This is a genomic window from Rhizobium sp. UFLA01-1127, from assembly GCF_059803845.1.
Genome location: NZ_JAUQTZ010000057.1, coordinates 17,024 through 35,636, shown reverse-complemented (window position 1 = coordinate 35,636; position 18,613 = coordinate 17,024). Strand labels below are relative to the sequence as shown.

Genomic DNA, 18,613 nt, shown 5'->3' with positions numbered 1-18,613 from the left:
CAGAAGCAGCGCGTCGCGATCGCCCGAGCCCTTGCGGCCAAGCCGGAACTCATCCTCTGCGACGAGCCGACCTCGGCGCTCGACCCGCTGGTTGCCGAAGGCATCCTGAAACTGCTCTTGAAGCTGCAGGAGGAGGCTCATCTCTCCTATGTTTTCATCACCCACGACATCGCCATCGTGCGCGCCATCGCCGACGGCGTTGCGGTGATGCATCGTGGCAAGCTCGTCCGCTTCGGTCCGAAATCCCAAGCGCTTTCGCCACCCTTCGACGACTACACCGACCTGCTGCTGAAGTCCGTGCCCGAGATGGAGATCGGCTGGCTGGAGCGCGTGCTGGCGACGCGAAAGATGGAGAGTGCCGGAAATTGAAGGCTCGATATCCCGAACACCAAGGCCGGATTTGAGAGCCTCGTTGCCGATGTCGGTATCGTCAGTACTCCGCCGGCACCGCATACACCTCGGCGGATGGATCGGCGAGAAACGAGCGTACGGTCGGCGGCAGTCGGCGCGAGGATAGCGGCAGAGGCCCGCAGCGCGAGAGAAGCTCACGCAGATCCGGCTCGGCGCCGACATGCCGCCAGATCATCCGCGACGCATAGGGGAGATTTTCCTTTCGCCAGGAAACGCCCATTGTGGTCCCACGCAAGTAGACACGCTGATACTCGTCGAATGGCAGGAGGATCGTCTGCGACAGTATGGGGTTCGGGCCGACGACACGCTCGGTAATGAAGATCCGGTTTCGATAGAAGGCCGCAAGGCCCACATATTTCGAAAACTGCTGGATACCGTTTCCGGGGTCCCGCAGACGCTCCATTGATTTGACATGCACCAGCCCGCCCTGCTCCATGATGCGGCTGCACGAACAGACGACCATTCCGGGCCAGGACGGAGAACGGTGATAGGTCTGGAAATAGCCGACATGGCGCCTAAGCGCGACCAGATCTCCGGGGAATGCCTTCAAGAGTTCGGAACTTTGATTGAGGTCCAGGTTCGGTTTGCGAAGCCGCTCGCGAAAGAGCCTTGGAGCGAGGCCAAAATCGGCCGCGTCGAGATCGAAATACTTGGCGATACGCGCCAGATTGTGGGCGGATGGCCTCGTCTGGCCGTTGATGTATCGGTTGAACTGTTGCCGATTGATATCGATTGCCCGGCACAGATGCGAAATGGAACGCTGCGTCGCGCAGGCGATTTTTAGGTTCTCGACCAAATGAGGCATCAGCTACTCCGTCTTGGAAAAACTAGCGTAAACTCGCTTAAAGATGCGTCAAGTCGCGAAATTGCGTGAGCTGGCCCGGCCTCTACGTTCCCACCTATAAAATTGAAAACGAGGGAACTGTCATGACGCATGAAAAGGATCAATCTTCGCAGCTGAAAATCGGCCGCCGCCATTTCCTTGGCGGTGCCGTTGCGCTCGGCGCTTTGCCGGGCCTTGCCTCCGGCCTGCTGCTGCCGCGCGAAGCCCGCGCGCAGGAAGCAAAGCATGGCGGCCATCTGAAGCTCGGTCTCAAGGGCGGCGCTACCAGCGATGCGCTCGACCCGGCGACATACAGTGCCTCCGTCTTGTTCGTCATTGGCCGTCTCTGGGGTGACACGCTCCTCGAATCAGATCCCAAGACCGGTGCCCCTCTGCCGTCACTGGCAACGTCCTGGACGCCGTCGGCGGATGCATCCGTCTGGACCTTCAAGATCAGGAACGACGTGCAGTTTCACGACGGTAGCAAGATGACGGTTGCCGACATCGTCGCGACGCTTAAGCGGCATGCGGACAAAAACTCTCAGTCGGGCGCCCTTGGGCTCATGGCCTCGATCACCGGTATTGAAGAAAAGGCGGGCGATCTTGTCCTGACGCTTTCCGAAGGCAATGCGGACCTGCCTCTGCTTTTGACCGACTATCACCTGATCATCCAGCCGAAGGGCGGCGTCGACAAGCCAGCGGCGGCCATCGGTACCGGCCCCTATATTCTGAAAAGCTTTGAACCAGGCGTTCGCGCGACCTTCGAGAAGAATCCGAAAGATTGGCGCGCCGATCGCGGCTTTGTCGACAGCGTCGAAATCCTCGTCATCAACGACAACACCGCCCGCATCGCAGCACTTGCCTCCGGTCAGGTCCATTTCGTTAACAATGTCGATCCGAAGACCGTCCCGATGCTGCAGCGGGCACCGACCGTCGAGATCGTCCGCAATGCCGGCAAGGGCTTCTACTGCTTCCTGATGCATTGCGACACAGCACCCTTCGACAACGCCGACCTTCGGCTCGCGCTGAAATATGCCATCGACCGCCAGTCGATCCTCGACAAGGTTCTCGGCGGCTATGGAACGATCGGCAACGACTATCCGGTCAATTCCAACTACGCGCTTGCGCCGGCCGATATCGAGCAGCGGCCATACGATCCCGACAAGGCCGCCTTCCACTTCAAGAAATCGGGCCTTGACCGTCCAGTTCAACTGCTGACCTCCGATGCAGCCTTTCCCGGCGCCGTGGATGCGGCGATCCTGTTTCAGCAAAGCGCACGTAAGGCCGGCATTGCGATCGACGTCAAGCGCGAGCCGGAAGACGGCTACTGGACCAATGTCTGGAACAAACAACCCTTCTGCGCGTCCTTCTGGGGCGGCCGTCCAACGCAGGATTCGCGCTATTCCACCTCCTATCTGTCGACCGCCGAGTGGAACGATACGCGTTTCAAGCGCCCCGACTTCGACAAATTGGTGCTGCAGGCGCGGTCCGAGCTGGATGAGGCCAAGCGCAAGGTATTTTATCGACAGCTGGCTCTGATGGTGCGTAACGATGGCGGCCTGATCCTGCCCGTCTTCAACGACTATATCATGGCCTCTTCGAAGACACTGAAGGGCTATGTAGACGATATCGGCAACGATATGTCCAACGGCTACATCGGTAGCCGCGTGTGGTTTAATGCTTAATCTCTTCTGGATATGACCATGACTGAGCGCAGCTTCACGACAATCGAAAATCAGTGGATCACGCTGAAGGACGGAACGCGGCTTGCAGCACGCATCTGGATGCCTGAAGGCGCGGAGAGCGATCCGGTGCCGGCGGTTTTCGAGTTCCTGCCCTACCGCAAGCGCGATGGAACGAGCCCGCGAGATGAATCGACCTATCCGATCTTTGCCGCAGCCGGCATTGCCGGCGTGCGTGTCGATATCAGAGGCTCCGGCGAATCCAGCGGCATCATTGACGGCGAATATACAGAACTCGAACTCGCCAATGCCTGCGAGCTGATCGCATGGATCGCGGCGCAGCCCTGGTCGAACGGCTCGGTCGGCATGATGGGTATTTCCTGGGGCGGCTTCAACTGCCTGCAGGTCGCGGCCCTGAAGCCCCCGGCGCTGAAGGCGGTCATTTCGATCGCTTCCACGGTCGATCGCTATAATGACGACATCCACTACAAGAACGGCTGCCACCTCTCCGCCCAGCTCTCCTGGGCGGCGACCATGCTCGGCTACCAATCGCGCTCGCCCGATCCGGCGATCGTCGGCAACGACTGGCGGGATATGTGGCTGGAACGCCTGGAGCAGGAACCCTTCTTCATGGAGGAATGGCTGAGGCATCAGCGCCGGGACGATTTCTGGCGGCATGGATCGATCTGCGAAGATTTCGCAGGCTTCGATATTCCCGCCATCGTCATCGCCGGCTGGGCGGATGGCTATCGCAACACGCCGCTGCTGGCGGTCGAAGGCCTCGGGGATAAGGCGAAAGCGCTGATCGGCCCATGGGTTCACAAATATCCGCATTTCGCCTGGCCGAAGCCGCGGGTCGATTTCCACGGAGAGGCCATCGCCTGGTGGAACCACTGGCTGCGCGGCGAGCGCAACGGCGCCGAGGCCATGCCATCGGTGCGCGCCTATATTCTCGATGCCGCCAAACCGGCGTTGCGCCGCGATTTCGATCCCGGCTTCTGGATCGCCAAGCAAGAATGGCAGCAGCCAGAGATGCAGTGCTTCTATGTCGAGCAGTTCGGCACGCTGATGGACGGCATGCCGATCCCGCATGCGCCGGAGCATCCCGTCTATCTGCGGTCACCGCTCGATACGGGCACGGCCTCGGGCGAATGGTTTACCCTGAAGCCGGACGCGGAAATGGCGATCGACCAGCGCATCGACGATGTCGGGTCGCTGACCTTCCAGACCGCGCCGCTGGTCGAGGATCACGACTATCTTGGCCGCCCGATTGTGACATTGACGCTGCGGTGCGATGCCGCAACCGCCAATCTCTGCGCAAGGCTCGTCGATATCCATCCGGATGGTACTTCAACGCGCATCTCCTTCGGCGTGCTCAATCTTGCCCATCGCGGCGGCAATGCCGCGCCGGAGCCGCTGATCAAGGGGCAGCAGGTCAGAGTGACAGTAAAACTTGATGCCTGCGGCTATCGTTTCCGCAAGGGACACCGTATCCGCCTGTCGCTGTCGACAGCCTATTGGCCGATGGTCCTGCCGCCGCCGGAAGATCCAGGCCTGACGATCGATATCGCCTCCATCGGCCTTGCCCTGCCCAAGCTCGGCGCGCATGAGATCATCGATGTAAAGCAGCCTGACAATCCCGATCCGCTGCCGAAATACATCGAACACGCACCCGGCTCGACAAAACGGCAAGTCGTGCGCGATCTCTCGTCCGGCGTCACCCGCTATGAAATCCACGAGGATACCGGCCTCTCCGAGCATCCTGGCACCGGACTTTCCACCCGGCAGCTGCGCGAAGAGGTCTGGTCGATCGCGCCCGACGATCCGCTGTCGATGACGGGCACCTCGACATGGACCTGTGATATGCGGCGCCCCGGCTGGTTCGTTCGCACGGTGGCGACATCGTCCATATCCTGCACGGAAAAGGACTGGGTCATCAGCGCCTCGGTCATTGCCTATGAAGGTGAGGCCGAAATCTTCAGGAAGACGTTCGGGGAGAAGCGTATCGCGCGCGACCTGATGTAGATCAGCGCGAACCTGCAAAACGGCTTGCCGCTGCGCAAATGGCGGCAAAGCCGGCGCCCGCGCCTTCGCTCATGTGCCGCGCCCGCAGCCAGGCATGCACCATCTGCGGCTCTTCCCGGAACCAGACTTCAATGCCGGCCTGCACAAGACGCGCCGCATAATTGCGGCCGTCGTCGCGCAGCGGATCATAATGGGCTACCGTAATGAAGGCGGGAGGAAGGCCTGCTACGGATGACAAGGCAAGCGGCCCGGCGACCGGATTGCCCTCTGGCGCCTGCAGGATGGTGCGGTAATAGGCGACATCGGCCGTCGTCAGACCCGGTGCCTCGGCCATTTCCTCATAGGAGCCGGAGACGAGATCGCCGCCGAGCGCGGGATAGATCAGGATCTGGCCGGCAATTCCTGAAAGCCCCTCCGCTTTCGCCCGCACCGCCAGTCCAGCCGCCAGATTGCCGCCAGCGCTGTCGCCGATCAGCACGACGGACTTCTTCTCGGCGAGAAGCTGTTTGAGGACGCTGAAACAATCATCCGTCTGTGTCGGCCAGCGATATTCCGGCGCCAGCCGATAATCGACCGAGATCAGCTCGGCGCCGGCATGATCGGCAATCTCGGCGCAGATCGCATGATGGCTCTCGAGCGAACCGACGACGAAACCGCCACCGTGGAGGTAGAGCAGGTTCGTTGCCGTGCGGATATTCGCAGGCCTGTAACGCCTGGTCCGGATGGTTCCCGCGACGACTTCATCGCTGGTCCGCATGCCCTCAGGTAAGGCACGATCGAAACGCGCGCAGAGCGCGTCATACCATTGACGCTGCTGCATGATGGATGCCGTTACCGCATCCGGCGGATAGAAGGAATCGCAGATCTCCATGAACTGCAGAATGCCGGCTTCGCTCGGCATGGGACGCTCAGCAGAGGTCATCGGATATCCTCGATTCGTGCCAATGGATCGAGGATAACGCGGCGATGCAACCGAATGCTTATCTGCCTACGGCCAGCACCGCCGCGATGGCGACATCCGGACTGCGCCGAATTCAATCAGCCGCGAATACGATACTCGACGGCAAGGAAAAGTCCGTCGGCTTTGCACTGCGCATTGGACCAGGTGAGCGCTGCAAGCGCCGGTGCCGCGCCAATCACAAACCGGATCTGGCGCCAGTGATGACAACGACCTTGCTCCTCGATACCTTCCACCATCGTCTTTGCCCTCATTTTCCCTGGTATTGTTCGTCCGTGACATGCTCCATCCAATCCACCACCTTGCCGTCGAGATGTTCGTGGATGGCGATATGGGTCATGGCGGTGGTCGGCGAAGCGCCGTGCCAGTGCTTTTCGCCCGGTTCGAACCAGACGACGTCCCCCGGCCGGATCTCCTCGATCGAGCCGCCTTCGCGCTGAACGAAACCAAGGCCGGCGGTGACGATCAGGGTTTGGCCGCGCGGATGGGTATGCCACGCAGTCCTCGCGCCGGGCTCGAAAGTGACACTGGCGGCTGCGGCGCGGCGCGCGTCATTGGCCGCAAAGACCGGATCGACCCGGACCGTGCCGGTGAACCAGTCCGAAGGGCCTTTGCCGGAGGGCTGCGTACCGTTCCTCTTGATATCCATGGTGACATCCTTTCCTGCGATGGGCCGTGATGGCTCAATCGTATGAGGTCAATTTAGCCGGTAATTGACAAAGCAGTAGAGGGTCATCCTCGCACAGACTTATGAATTGGAGCGATAAATATCGCTTTCACCGTGATTACTCGAAACAGCGGAACTCCGGCCGGCGTGATATGCCAGCCCAAATTTCACCCAGACGCAGCATCACGGATCCAATCGGCAATAAGGGATCGCAGCCGAAACAGGATTTACGGTGCCATCATCGCGCGGATACTGCGATCGGCCGATTGCAGCAGCTCGAAGGCTTGGTAACGCCGTTCATGCAACGCCTTGATAGCACCGTCCGCCGGCTCGAATCGCTTCGCCAAACGCGACATGGTTGCCATGGCTTCCGCCAGCGAACCACAATGCCTGCTGGCTGTGGCGCCAAGCATCGCCGCACCGAGAAGAACGGGCTCTTCCGTATCGGCGACGGCGACCGGCCTGCCGGTCGTATCCGCCAGAAGCTGACGCACCAATCCGCTCTGGGCAGCGCCGCCGCTGGCAATGATGAGTTCACAGGCAATGCCATCCTGGGCGAGCTTATCGAGCAGCTGTTTGAGGCCGTAGCCAATGCCGCAGAGGCCGGCGACATAAAGGGCGATCAGATCGTCAATGCCGGTTTCCAGTCCGAGACCTGAGATGACGGCGCGCGCATCCGGATCGGCATGGGGCGACCGGTTGCCAAGGAACTCGGGAACGACCTGGATCAATTGTGCGAGCCGCACCGCGTCGGATGCGTTGCCGCTTGCCGTTGTGGCCTGCCGATCGAGCCAGGCGACAAGCGAAAGACCCTCCGCTTCAGCCTTTTGGCGAGCTTCGCCAGCGGCAGGATGCATCGAGACGAGATGATCGATCGCAGCACCCGCAGCGGACTGGCCGCCTTCGGTCAGCCAGAGGCCAGGCACCATCGCCGAGAAATAAGGTCCCCAAACGCCGTCGACGAAGACGGCCCCTTCGCTCGAGGCCATCGAACAGGCCGACGTGCCGAAGATGTAAGCAAGCCGGTTCTTGACGTCAGCATCGCCGTCCGGCCCCTGCCCGCCCAGCGTACCGACGCCGCCGGCATGGGCATCGATCAGTGACGCGCCGACCGGCGTGCCGATGGCAAGGCCGAGATCGCGGGCGGCAGCTTCGTTCAGGCCGTCGCCCAAGCAAGTACCCGGCTCGACGATCTCGGTTCCGATCCGCACGAAGCCTTCGTCCGCCAGTTCGCCAAGCCCGATATCCCTGAAGTATTGCCGATCCCAGCGCTTCTCATGGGCCAGATAGGTCCACTTGCACGTCACCGTACACACGGACCTTTGCAGCGAACCCGTCGCGCGCCAGGTCAGATAATCGGCGAGATCGAAGAAATGGTCGGCTGCGGCGAAAGACTGCGGTAGATTTCGCTTCAGCCACAAGAGCTTCGGCGTCTCCATCTCCGGCGAGATGCGGCCGCCGACATAGCGAAGCACGGCGTGATTTCCGGCGTTGATCTCCGCCGCCTCGCCGGCGGCGCGATGATCCATCCAAACGATGATGTTGCGATCGGCGTCTCCAGACGGGCCAACGGCCACAGGCTGACCATCCGCCTTGACCGCGACTAGCGAGCAGGTCGCATCGAAGCCGATGCCGGCGACATCACCGGCCGCTATCTTTGCCATCGCGACAGCCTCTCTGACGCTGTGGCAAACGGCTATCCATATCTGCTCGCTCGATTGTTCGACGATGCTGCCAATCTCGTGCCAGATGGTGATTGGCCGCTTGGCTGCGGCGAGCAGATGGCCATTCGCATCGAAAACGCCGGCCCGGGCGCTGCCGGTGCCGACATCGATGCCGATGAAATAAGGTGCCGTCATCAGAGATCCGTACTCAAGGGCAGGATCACCAGATCCCGGATTACGATGTTACGCGGTCTGGATAGCATGAAGACGACCGCCGCCGCCACTTCTGTCGCCTCCATGAGACCGCCTGCGGCGATCGCCTCGTCGAGCTTTGCCTGCGGCCAGTCGCTGATCAGCGCCGTCACCACCGGTCCCGGCGCGACGGCCCCAACGCGGATACCATGCTTGGCAACCTGACGCCGCACCGTGTGGGTGAAGGCCTGAATTGCATGCTTCGATGCCGTGTAGATCGGCTCCCAGACCACCGGCACGAGGCCGGCAATCGAACTCGTCATGATGATATCGCCGGTCTTGCGTTCGATCATGTGCGGCAGCACCATTCGAACCGAACGAAAGGCCGCGTTGATATTCAGATCCAGCATCCGGTCCCAGGCGTCGGGATCGCCTTCCGCAACCTCCCCGCCGATATAGGCGCCGGCATTGGCGTGGAAGATGTCGAGCTTGCCGAACCTGTCGAGAATCTGCGGCAACATGGTCGCCACGCTCTCGGGCTTCAAAAGATCGACGACGACCGGATGGGCATTCGGCCCCAATTCGGCGCAGAGACTTTTCAAGCTGTCTTCCGCCCTGTCGACAAGGGCGACGCTGGCGCCCTGGTTCAATAGCGATTTGGCGCATTCCAGGCCAATTCCAGAGGCAGCCCCGGTGATGGCGGCGACCTTGCCGGCAAAATCCTGTCTCATAACAATCCTTACCTTCTTGAAGAAATCAGCCGCGTCCATGCGAGGCGCGGGAACGGCGGGCGAGCGAGTCGACGATGACAGCAATGGCAAGAACTGCGCCCGTGATCATGTAACGAAGCGCCGACGACAGATCGAGCATGGTAAGGCCGCTGGCGATCGACTGGATGACGATGATGCCGAGAAGAGCGGAATAGGCACTGCCCCGGCCGCCGAAGAGGCTGGTGCCGCCGATGACGGCCGCCGCAATCGCATTCAGATTGACGTCACCGGTGCCCGCCTGCTGGCTGGCCGAGGCGAGACGCGCGGCCGCCAGCACCCCGCCCAAGGCTGCGAACATGGCGCAGAGCACGAAAGCGCTGGTATGGATCCGCCGAACGTTGATGCCGGCGCGCCGCGCAGCCTCGCGATTTCCGCCGACGGCGGACATCGACCGGCCCCATTGCGTGCGCGTCAGCGCATAGTCCATGACGATAACAAGCACTATGAACAACGCGAACATCCAGGGAATGCCGCGATCCTGGTTGAGATAGAAGGCGACGAATTCCAAAGCCACGGTGATGACGGCCGCCTTTACCAGCAGTCTACCGATAGACGGAGCGGAGAGATTTGCCTGCTTGCGCCGCTGCACTGCGCTCAAGCCGGTGACCAGCATGACCGCCCCCGGAACGAGCGCGAAGACGTAGGCAAGCGGATGCGGAATGACCAGTAACTGGCCGAAATTCACGATCGCCGAGCCGTAGGGCAGATTGATAGAGCCCGTCGCGCCCAGAAGATAGAGCTGCATGCCGAGCACGGCGAGAAGGCCCGCCAAGGTAGCAACGAAGCTCGGCATGCCCAGACGGTTGAACAGCACGGCATAGATGGCGCCGATCACGCCACCGACGACAAGCGCGGCCAGGATGGCCAAGGCCACCGGCCAACCTTCGTTGACCCAGAGCATGCCGACCATGGCCGAGGCAAAGCCGCTGATCGAACCGACGGAAAGATCGATTTCGCCGACCATCAGCACGCAGACGATGCCGAGCGAGATAATGCCGACGGTCGAGGCGTCGAACAACAGATTGGCGAGGTTGTTGCTGGAGAGAAAGGTCGGGTTGAGCGTGCCGAAGACAGTCCAGATGATGACCAGACCAACGACGACGGGCAGCGAGCCGAGATCCCCGGAGCGCACCTTGTCGATGGAGGAGCGGATGGTTGCGCCAAGTCCGGTGTCATGGTTGACGCGAACATCGCTGCGGTCGAGCAGCAGGGTCGATTGCTTGCCGTTCTCGCTCATGGCCGGCCCCCTTCTCTGAGTTCCTGTTGGGCCTGGCGGCGAACGGCACGTCGCGACACGGCATTTTCCGTGGCTCCGGTGATGGCGCTGACGAGTTCCTGATTGGACGTGTCGGGATAGAAGATCCCATTATTGCGGCCGAGGCGCAGAACGACGATGCGGTCGGCAACGGCGCGTACGTCTTCCATGTTGTGGCTGATCATGATGACGCCGAGCCCCTTGTCGCGGACGCGCTCGATGAGGTTCAGCACCTCGGCGGTCTGTGCGACGCCAAGTGCTGCGGTCGGCTCGTCGAGCATAATGAGCTTTGGCTCGAGCAGGAGCGAGCGGGCGATCGCCACCGTCTGCCGCTGACCGCCCGAAAGCGAAGCGATCGGGATGCGCACGCTCGGGATGCGCGCCGCAAGCTCGTTGAGCAGCGTCCAGGCGCGAACCTCCATGGCGGTTTCGTCGAGCTGCAGAGGGTTCAGTTCCCGGCCGAGAAAGATGTTCGCGACGACGTCGAGGTTTTCGCACAGCGCCAGGTCCTGGAAGACCGTGGCAATGCCGAGATCGAGCGCGGTTGCGGGATCGCTGAGGGTCACCTGCTTTCCGCGAAACATGATGGTGCCTGAACTCGGCTGATGGACGCCGGCCAGAACCTTGACCAGCGTCGATTTGCCGGCGCCGTTGTCGCCGACAAGCGCCACGACTTCGCCGGCGTGAACATCGAGGTCGATATCCGTCAGTGCCGAGACGGCGCCGAAGTGTTTTGAGATGCCTTTGAGGCTGAGCACAAGCTCGCCCGACGGGGTTCTATGATCGGAAGCGTCACTCATGACAGGCCACCTTCTCGGGTTGGAATGCTGTTGGTCTCCGGCCGCCGAAACGGCCGGAGCTTGGGAGGCCGAACTCAGCTGCCGATGCCGAGCTTCTTGCAGCCATCGGCATATCGATCGTTGCAGAGCTGGTCCGGCGTCTGGATCGGCTTGCCGTTGACGGTCTTGTCGATGATCTCGGCCTTCAGGTTTTCGGAGGTCACCAAGGCCGGCGTGAAGAGCTTGGTCGGCGTGTCGAAGAGCTTCGTGTCGGCCTTCGGTGTCTCGCCAGAGAGCAACTCGATCGCGACATTGGCGGCAGCAGCGGCAACGATCTCGCTCGGCTTGGAGATCGTGTTGTACTGATCGCCGGAAATGATGAGCTGCAGGCCGGCGATGGTCGCATCGTTGCCGGTAACCGGCGGCACCGGATCGAATCCGGCCGCCTTGAAGGCGGCCACGGCTGCCCCACCCGTACCGTCATTGGCGGCAACCACGCCGACGATCTTCTTGCCGAAGCGGGTGATCTGGCCGCTTGCCCATTGCTGCGCCTTCGGTGGCGCCCATTCCGGGGTGTCGAACTCCGCCAGCACCGGATAACCGCCATCGGCGAGGCCGGCATGGATGCCCTTCTTGATCAGCCCGGCAGCAGCGTCAGTGGGCGACCCGTTGATTTCGAGCAGACCACCGTCGCCCGCCTTCACACCCTTTGCCTTCAGGTGATCGACCAGCGATTTGGCGATCATCTTGCCGATCTCCTCATTGTTGAAGGAGACATAGTAATCGGCCGCGGCCGACGGGATCGGACGGTCATAGGCGATAACTTTCACGCCCTGGCTTTGCGCCAGCTTGACCAGCGAAGCAGCGGCCGTTGAGTCCACCGGGTCGAGCACGATCGCCTTCGCACCCTGCGAGATAGCCGAATTGAACTGCTGCTGCTGACGCGAAGCGTCACCATTGGCATTCTGGTAGATGACCTTGCAGCCGGCGCAGAGTTTCTTCATCTCGGCCTGGAAACCGGGGAAATCGTGCTCTTCATAGCGCGTAGAGCTCTGGTCGGGCATGAGAAAGGCGACAGTCGCGTCCGTCACCTTGGCCGACTGTGCGAAGGCGGATGTGCCGGCCAGAAGACCGACGCCAAGCGCGGCTGCGCCTGCGATTTTCAGTGCGAAATGGTGCATTGGAATTTCTCCGTTTCAAATGGTAATGGTTTCCCTCGATCATCACGGCTGTCCGCACGCGATGCTCTTGTTTGGTGCCCACCAACGGCGGCCATCCGGCCGATGTGGCGGTAAATTTTGGACAAGCCTTCTCCTTCAGACGGCAAAGGTGCCTGCCCGTTCGCTTGCCCTGAATTTTATCTCTCCTCCTTGTCCTCCCTTTTGCTAGGCGGCCTCCACCGCGCGTGCGTGCTGTGCCAGGAGCGATCTGAACCGGGAGGGCGCCATGCCCTTCTGATCCAGAAAACGCCGATTGAAGTTCGAGATATTGTTGAAGCCTGCCGCAAAGCAGATGTCGGTGATCGTCATCTCAGCCTTGCTCATCAGCAGATGGCAGGCGAAGTTGACGCGCAGCCGATTGACATATTGCACCAGCGCCATGCCCGTATGGCGGCGGAAGCTGCGCGAAAAGGCGCTGGGGCTTTGGCCGGTCAATTCGGCAAGATCGCATTCGCTGAACGGTTCGGTCAGGTGCGTGTTGATATAGGCCAGCGCCTGGTTGACCCCGGCGGACATGAAGCCCGATGGGTCCGGCTGATAGCCGGCGCTCGCGAGTGTGCGCGTGCCTTGAGCGCTGCTCATCGCGTCGAGAATATTCATGAAGAGTTCGATACGGCGAATGCCGGTCGCTTGAACCAATTCGCCGAGGATGGGTCCGACAATGGCCGCAGTCTCCGGCGTGAAGAGCGCGCCACGGCGGCTCGTCTCCAGGATGCCGGCGCAAGCCGACAATTCCGGGAAGACCTTGCTGGCATCGGCAAAGAAGGATTCGGAAAACTGCAAGACGCGGCAGCGCAGCGGCAGAGTGACGCCAACGGGTACGTCGCTCACCCAATTATGCGGCAGGTTTGGCCCCGTCAGCACCAGATTGCCCGGCTCGAACTCGCCGATGAAGTCACCGATGAAATACTGCCCCGTCGTCGCGACGACATGGTGGATTTCGTATTCGGGATGAAAATGCCAGCGAACCGTGCGGTAGGGATAGCCATGCTCCCAGGCCTTGAAGGATTCTCCGCTGCCGATCGCGACCACTTCCAAATCGGGATTCATCGGCACAGGCCTCCTTTCGTCCGTCCGCGCTTTTTACGGTTACGGCGCCTCCTCCCAGAGGCCATCGCGTCTTCTAGGTGGTAAACCTACCCCTCATAAGCGCCTGCCGCTACTACGCCTTGTACGCTCGACTGATACTTTTTTGACACGAAGGGTGATTTATTTGGCGAAATGTGCAGTGCGGCATAGGCGCTGCGATGCCGAAGGGTTGATATCCGGCATCGAGCGCCAAGAATTTCGCTTTAATCTCAGGCGTCAAGGGTGCGTTCGGCGGGCGCTTGCGCTCCGCTGGTTTCGTTATTTCTGCTTCCCTTGATCGTGATGCCACTTGATGGCGAAGAACATGCCCGTGCCTAACACGAGAACCTTGAACAGGATGAAGACGATAGGGAACCAATCCCACATTTCGGATATCTCCAGGCTAATCGACGCTATTTATCGTGAGGAGCACCACCTCAAAACTGCTGCTCCAGCCGCTTCATCTTTTGATCAAACCATCGTCGAATATACCTTCGATCGTAACCATGCCGTCCACATGGCATAGTGGTGCCCTCATCCATCTCGCCGTAGCAGTCATCAATTCGAGATGAAGCCCACAGAATTTAACTCGCTGAGTGCGGCGTCTCGGTTGCCGGCAGGCGGGCGAGCTTGCCTTCCTCGGCCTTGTAGAAATATTGGCTCGCAACCAACCAACCCTTCAGGGGGCGTAGAGGTGGGATGCAGGTCGCCAGCATAAAGGGGCCGGTCACGAGGAACTGGACCCAGACCGGAGCGGAGAAAGCCACCTCCAGCCAGACGCCGAGCAGAACGCTTGGAATACAGGCAAAGCAAATGACGAAGAACGCCGGTCCATCGGCAGGATCCGCAAAGGAATAGTCGAGGCCGCAGGCTTCGCATTGCTTGCGCAGCGTCAGGAATCCATCGAACAGACGTCCCTGCCCGCAACGCGGACAACGGCAACGAAGGCCGGTCTGCAACGGGCTCAGCGGGGGATATACGGTTTCCATGGCGGCATCACTCCTGAATCGGCCTTCCGGGAATATGCAATCAATAATGATATTGCATGCATACAATATAATTACAATGAATGGAGACGATGAGTCCACTTGCCAGAGTGACGCAGTGGAGTCCTCGGCAAATCATGAAAAACAGCATCCTATCGGAGTTCGCGCTTCGTCCCGTCAACGGCGATATTCAAGCGCAACATTAAGAAGAAGGCGGCCATTTCCGGCGGCTCCCGCAACGCATGCGCCATGAAATCCAATGCCCCTTCAAAGCTTCGCGGCCTATGAACGCATCGCTGACAGCAACGCCGATGCCGAACGAAACCTTGGAGATTGACTGCATGAAAACCCGCGTATGGCCAGCTGGGCGCGACCGACGCCGGAGACGAACAGATCTGATTGATCAGCCTCATTTCGACGGTAAGGCTTGACGGCTGCCGCCATTGTCGATGTGCTGAGCGCCCGCTTACTTCTCCGGACAAGTTTAACCGGAGAAATTGTACACGAAGTTGATAGCGGCAGCGGGCCGGGACGTTTGGGAGAATGCGATGTACGACAAAATCATTTGCGCGATAGGGTTGGGATCACGCGAGCGCGCCGAACGCCTGCTGCGTACCTCCAGCGCCCTTTTGTCGCCAGGCGGGGAACTGATCATTGTCCATGTCATCGAACGGCTTGCCTCGGGACACGAAGGCCCGGACGATTGGGCGGTATCCGTCATCAAGGAAGCGGAAGACAAGCTCGATGGCTTGTGCAGGCGCCTCGGCATCATCGCCTCCATCGAGGTGCGCACAGGTACGGCGTCGAAAACGCTGCTGACCGTCGCCAAGGAGAAGAATGCCGACCTGATCGTCCTTGCGACGCATGTTTCCGATATTCTCGACCGGATATTCGGCTCGACCGTCGAATACGTCATCCGCCATGCCGAATGTTCCGTACTCGTCGAGCGGGCCAACAAATCGCATGATAAAACAACGGTGGAGAGCAAGGCGAAAAAGGCGTAATGCCGTCTTATGTCGACGCTCCCCGCAGGATTTTGTCTGGCAGCATCCTGATATCCGGTTGCGCTGCAACGTCACGGTGCTACATATCCGCTCCCATCTCAAATCCGAGACGAGCCGAATGACGGAATCCGCGATTACCTGGAGCATTGCCGGCCTGACCGCCTTCGGCGTCGTCGCGCGCCCGTTCCGCTGGCCGGAAGCGATCTGGGCAGTTGTCGGTGCGGCACTTCTCCTAGCCTTGCGTCTCATCGGCCCCGCCGACGTGTGGGCAGGCATATCCAAGGGTTTCGACGTCTATCTGTTCCTGATCGGCATGATGCTTCTGTCGGAACTTGCCAGGCGTGAAGGCCTGTTCGACTGGGTGGCGGCGATCGCCACTTCGCATGCCAAGGGCTCGCCTCGCCGGCTGTTCCTGCTCGTCTATATCGTCGGCGTGATCGTGACGGTCTTCCTGTCCAACGATGCGACCGCCGTGGTGCTTACACCGGCCGTCTATGCGGCATGCCGAGCGGCGCGGGTGAAAGACCCCCTGCCTTACCTTCTGGTCTGCGCCTTCATCGCCAATGCCGCAAGCTTCGTGCTGCCGATCTCCAATCCCGCGAATCTCGTCATCTTCGCCGGCGGCGATATGCCGCCGCTCACGCGCTGGATGCAGACTTTCCTCATGCCGTCGATCGTCTCGATCATCACGACGTTCGCCTGCCTTTACTGGGTACAGAGACGAGCACTGAAAGAAGATACCATCGCACGCGATGTGGAGGAGCCGGCCCTTTCGCACAGCGCCCGCCTGGCCGGATGGGGGCTTGTGGTCACCGCTGTCATTCTGATCGGCGCCTCGGCCATGAATCTCGACCTGGGCATCCCGACATTTGCCGCAGGCGTCGTCACAACTATCATCGTTCTCGCGCTCACACGGCAAAATCCGGTGGAAACGATAGCCGAGATAAGCTGGAGCGTATTACCTCTGGTTGCAGGCCTCTTCGTAATCGTCGAGGCGGTCAATCATACCGGCCTGACCGCTCTCCTGTCCGACAAGCTTGCATCGCTCGCGACACAATCGCAGACGCAGGCAGTCGGGGCGGCGGGGCTTTCGGTCGCAATCCTCTCCAACCTCGTCAACAATCTGCCGGCCGGCCTTTTCGCCGGCAGCGCGGTGCAGGCAGCCCATGTTCCTGATTCCATTGCTGGCGCGGTGCTGATCGGCGTCGATCTCGGTCCCAACCTGTCGGTTACCGGTTCGCTCGCCACCATCCTTTGGCTTGCTGCGCTTAGGCGCGAAGGCCTCCACATAGGTGCGCTGGCCTTCCTGAAAATCGGCGCCGTCGTCATGCTCCCGGCTTTGATCCTCTCGCTTGCAGCACTCGCGCTGATCTGAGAGCGAACAACATCGAGTTTATAGACGACCGGTCGATTATTTGTTACGCACCGCCCATGGTGACAAAAAAGAAATCAGAGCTGACTCGGAGCCATATTCTCGCAATCGGGCGGGAATTGGTGCTGCGCAAGGGTTTCGGAGGTGTCGGCCTCAAGGAACTGCTTGAACAGAGCGCCGTGCCGAAAGGTTCGTTCTATTACTATTTTGCATCCAAAGAGGCTTTCGGCTGCGCCTTGCTGAAACAATATTGCGCCGACTATGCGGAGCGCCTCGATGCGCTTTTCGGCTGGAAGGGCAATGGCCGCCAACGACTGATGCACTATTGGGACGCCTGGCTCTCCGATGGCAACACGGCCAGTCTCGCGGACCGGTGCCTGGTCGTGAAGCTTGCCGCTGAAATCTCCGATCTCTCGGACAACATGCGCGTGATCCTGCTCGGTGGCGTCGAGGATCTCCTTCGCCGCCTCTCCAAAACAATAACCGAGGGGCGCGAGGACGGTTCCATTTCACCATCCTGTATCCCGGAGAAGACGGCTCGTTCGCTCTATAGCCTGTGGCTCGGGGCAGCGATCCTGGCCAAGCTTGGAAGAGACAGGACACCGCTCGACCAGGCGATGCTCGCCACGGAACAAGTGCTTTCCGCGCCCGGCAGCCTCTGATCCAGTCCGGACCAGCAAGTCAACAGATAAGGAAGATAAAATGCGTAGTGCCATCCACGATGTCTTCGGCGATCCGGCTGACGTCCTTTATCTGGCCGACATGCCGCTGCCAGAGCCCGCCGCAACAGATGTGCGCATTCGCACGATTCTCTCTCCCATCCACAATCACGATCTTTGGACAGTGCGCGGAGCCTATGGCTACAAGCCGCTGCTGCCGGCCATCGGCGGCAGCGAGGCCGTAGGCGTCGTCGATGCAGTGGGATCTGACGTCGACAAGACGTTGATCGGCAAGCGCGTCGTTGCGGCCGGCGTGCACGGCACATGGGCCGAGCAATTCACGGCGCCGGCCGCCAGCCTCGTTCCCGTTCCGGATGTCATTAGCGACGAAGCCGCCGCCCAGCTCATCGCCATGCCATTCAGCGCCATTGCGCTTCTGGAATCGCTGCGTGTCGAAAGAGGCGACTGGATCGTCCAGAACGCGGCCAACGGCGCGGTCGGCAAGACGCTGGCCATGCTGGCGCGCAGCCGCGGCATCCACATGATCAATCTCGTCCGGCGCGATGGCGGCATCGATGAGCTGTCCGCATTCGGCATAGGGAATGCCGTCTCGACCGCGTCTTCTGATTGGAAGTCGAAGGTCCGTGCCATGGTCGGCGACGCGCCGATCCGCGCGGCCGTCGACTCCGTCGGCGGTGTTGCGAGTAACGATCTTGCCGACCTTTTGAGCGAAAATGGTCTCTTGGTTTCCTTCGGCACCGCCGCCGGCAAGCCGATGCAGATCGCGTCAAGGGCGGTCATATTCAAGCAGCTGACGATCAAAGGCTTCTGGGGTATCAAGGTCAGCGCCGCCATGTCTGCGGATGAGCGACGGCGGCTGATCAGCGAACTGATCGCGCGGGTCGCCTCAGGCGAGGTCAAGCTGCCGGTGGAAGCGGCCTATGACATCACCGAGATTGCGCAAGCGGTAAAATCCTCGCTGGCGCCTGGCAAGGCCGGCAAGGTTCTTCTGAAGCTGTAGATCCGGAAATCCCTTCGCGCCAGCACTCGCCGACGGTCAACGCCGGCGGGGCACACC

At 60.7% G+C, this 18,613-nt stretch carries 18 protein-coding genes; 7 read left to right on the top strand and 11 right to left on the bottom strand.

The annotated features are described in order from the left end of the window. Positions 1–369: ATP-binding cassette domain-containing protein (locus Q4Q11_RS16170; protein ID WP_498570116.1), on the top strand; the 369-nt coding region annotated here is incomplete at its 5' end. A gap of 61 nt (positions 370–430) precedes the next feature. Here Q4Q11_RS16170 and Q4Q11_RS16165 read toward each other — a convergent pair. Continuing rightward, the gene (locus Q4Q11_RS16165) at positions 431–1,216 is read right to left on the bottom strand and encodes a helix-turn-helix domain-containing protein (RefSeq protein WP_498570115.1); all 786 of its coding nucleotides are present in this window, start codon (positions 1,214–1,216) and stop codon (positions 431–433) included. A gap of 122 nt (positions 1,217–1,338) precedes the next feature. Here Q4Q11_RS16165 and Q4Q11_RS16160 point away from each other — a divergent pair, with 122 nt between their 5' ends. Both Q4Q11_RS16160 and Q4Q11_RS16155 read left to right on the top strand, forming a co-directional pair. After that, a complete protein-coding gene (locus tag Q4Q11_RS16160) occupies positions 1,339–2,919 on the top strand; it encodes an ABC transporter substrate-binding protein (protein ID WP_498570114.1) in 1,581 nt (526 codons plus the stop codon). Positions 2,920–2,937: 18 nt separating this feature from the next. Further along, positions 2,938–4,941: a CocE/NonD family hydrolase gene (locus tag Q4Q11_RS16155; protein ID WP_498570113.1), complete on the top strand. Its 2,004-nt coding sequence runs from the start codon at positions 2,938–2,940 to the stop codon at positions 4,939–4,941. A 1-nt stretch (position 4,942) separates the two neighbouring features. Here the strand turns inward: Q4Q11_RS16155 and Q4Q11_RS16150 are convergent, their stop codons facing one another. The 10 genes from Q4Q11_RS16150 to Q4Q11_RS16105 form a co-directional block, all read right to left on the bottom strand. Beyond that, positions 4,943–5,863: an alpha/beta hydrolase gene (locus Q4Q11_RS16150; RefSeq protein ID WP_498570112.1), complete on the bottom strand. Its 921-nt coding sequence runs from the start codon at positions 5,861–5,863 to the stop codon at positions 4,943–4,945. Positions 5,864–5,979: 116 nt separating this feature from the next. Then, positions 5,980–6,138, bottom strand: a complete 159-nt coding sequence (locus Q4Q11_RS16145; RefSeq protein WP_498570111.1) for a hypothetical protein — start codon at positions 6,136–6,138, stop codon at positions 5,980–5,982. Between the two features lie 11 nt (positions 6,139–6,149). Then, positions 6,150–6,548 carry a (R)-mandelonitrile lyase gene (locus Q4Q11_RS16140; protein ID WP_112504100.1) on the bottom strand — a complete coding sequence of 133 codons (399 nt, stop codon included), beginning with the start codon at positions 6,546–6,548 and terminating at the stop codon, positions 6,150–6,152. 245 nt (positions 6,549–6,793) lie between these two features. Continuing rightward, a complete protein-coding gene (locus tag Q4Q11_RS16135) occupies positions 6,794–8,425 on the bottom strand; it encodes an FGGY-family carbohydrate kinase (RefSeq protein WP_498570110.1) in 1,632 nt (543 codons plus the stop codon). Then, positions 8,425–9,153, bottom strand: coding sequence for an SDR family oxidoreductase (locus Q4Q11_RS16130; RefSeq protein ID WP_112504221.1), 729 nt, complete (start codon positions 9,151–9,153; stop codon positions 8,425–8,427). Before Q4Q11_RS16130 ends, Q4Q11_RS16135 begins: the two co-directional genes overlap by 1 nt. Before the next feature lie 25 nt (positions 9,154–9,178). Next, on the bottom strand, positions 9,179–10,429 hold the full coding sequence (locus Q4Q11_RS16125; protein WP_498570109.1) for a sugar ABC transporter permease: 1,251 nt from the start codon (positions 10,427–10,429) through the stop codon (positions 9,179–9,181). After that, a complete protein-coding gene (locus Q4Q11_RS16120; RefSeq protein WP_498570108.1) occupies positions 10,426–11,247 on the bottom strand; it encodes an ATP-binding cassette domain-containing protein in 822 nt (273 codons plus the stop codon). The genes Q4Q11_RS16125 and Q4Q11_RS16120 overlap by 4 nt, the downstream gene beginning before the upstream one ends. Before the next feature lie 74 nt (positions 11,248–11,321). Beyond that, positions 11,322–12,407, bottom strand: coding sequence for an ABC transporter substrate-binding protein (locus Q4Q11_RS16115; RefSeq protein ID WP_498570107.1), 1,086 nt, complete (start codon positions 12,405–12,407; stop codon positions 11,322–11,324). Between the two features lie 204 nt (positions 12,408–12,611). Beyond that, on the bottom strand, positions 12,612–13,496 hold the full coding sequence (locus tag Q4Q11_RS16110) for an AraC family transcriptional regulator (protein WP_112504090.1): 885 nt from the start codon (positions 13,494–13,496) through the stop codon (positions 12,612–12,614). Between the two features lie 602 nt (positions 13,497–14,098). Then, positions 14,099–14,503 (bottom strand): DUF983 domain-containing protein, encoded by a 405-nt coding sequence (locus Q4Q11_RS16105; RefSeq protein ID WP_498570106.1) that lies wholly within the window; start codon positions 14,501–14,503, stop codon positions 14,099–14,101. 545 nt (positions 14,504–15,048) lie between these two features. On the opposite strand from Q4Q11_RS16105, the gene Q4Q11_RS16100 reads away from it, so the two are divergent. The 4 genes from Q4Q11_RS16100 to Q4Q11_RS16085 all read left to right on the top strand — a co-directional run bounded on the left by Q4Q11_RS16100 (position 15,049) and on the right by Q4Q11_RS16085 (position 18,556). Then, positions 15,049–15,504 (top strand): universal stress protein, encoded by a 456-nt coding sequence (locus Q4Q11_RS16100; RefSeq protein WP_113215733.1) that lies wholly within the window; start codon positions 15,049–15,051, stop codon positions 15,502–15,504. Positions 15,505–15,622: 118 nt separating this feature from the next. Continuing rightward, positions 15,623–16,879: an arsenic transporter gene (locus Q4Q11_RS16095; protein ID WP_498570105.1), complete on the top strand. Its 1,257-nt coding sequence runs from the start codon at positions 15,623–15,625 to the stop codon at positions 16,877–16,879. 56 nt (positions 16,880–16,935) lie between these two features. Continuing rightward, entirely contained in the window at positions 16,936–17,538 is a 603-nt protein-coding gene (locus Q4Q11_RS16090) for a TetR/AcrR family transcriptional regulator (protein ID WP_498570104.1), read from the top strand. A 40-nt stretch (positions 17,539–17,578) separates the two neighbouring features. Further along, the gene (locus Q4Q11_RS16085) at positions 17,579–18,556 is read left to right on the top strand and encodes a zinc-binding dehydrogenase (protein WP_112504080.1); all 978 of its coding nucleotides are present in this window, start codon (positions 17,579–17,581) and stop codon (positions 18,554–18,556) included. Positions 18,557–18,613 lie beyond the last annotated feature (57 nt).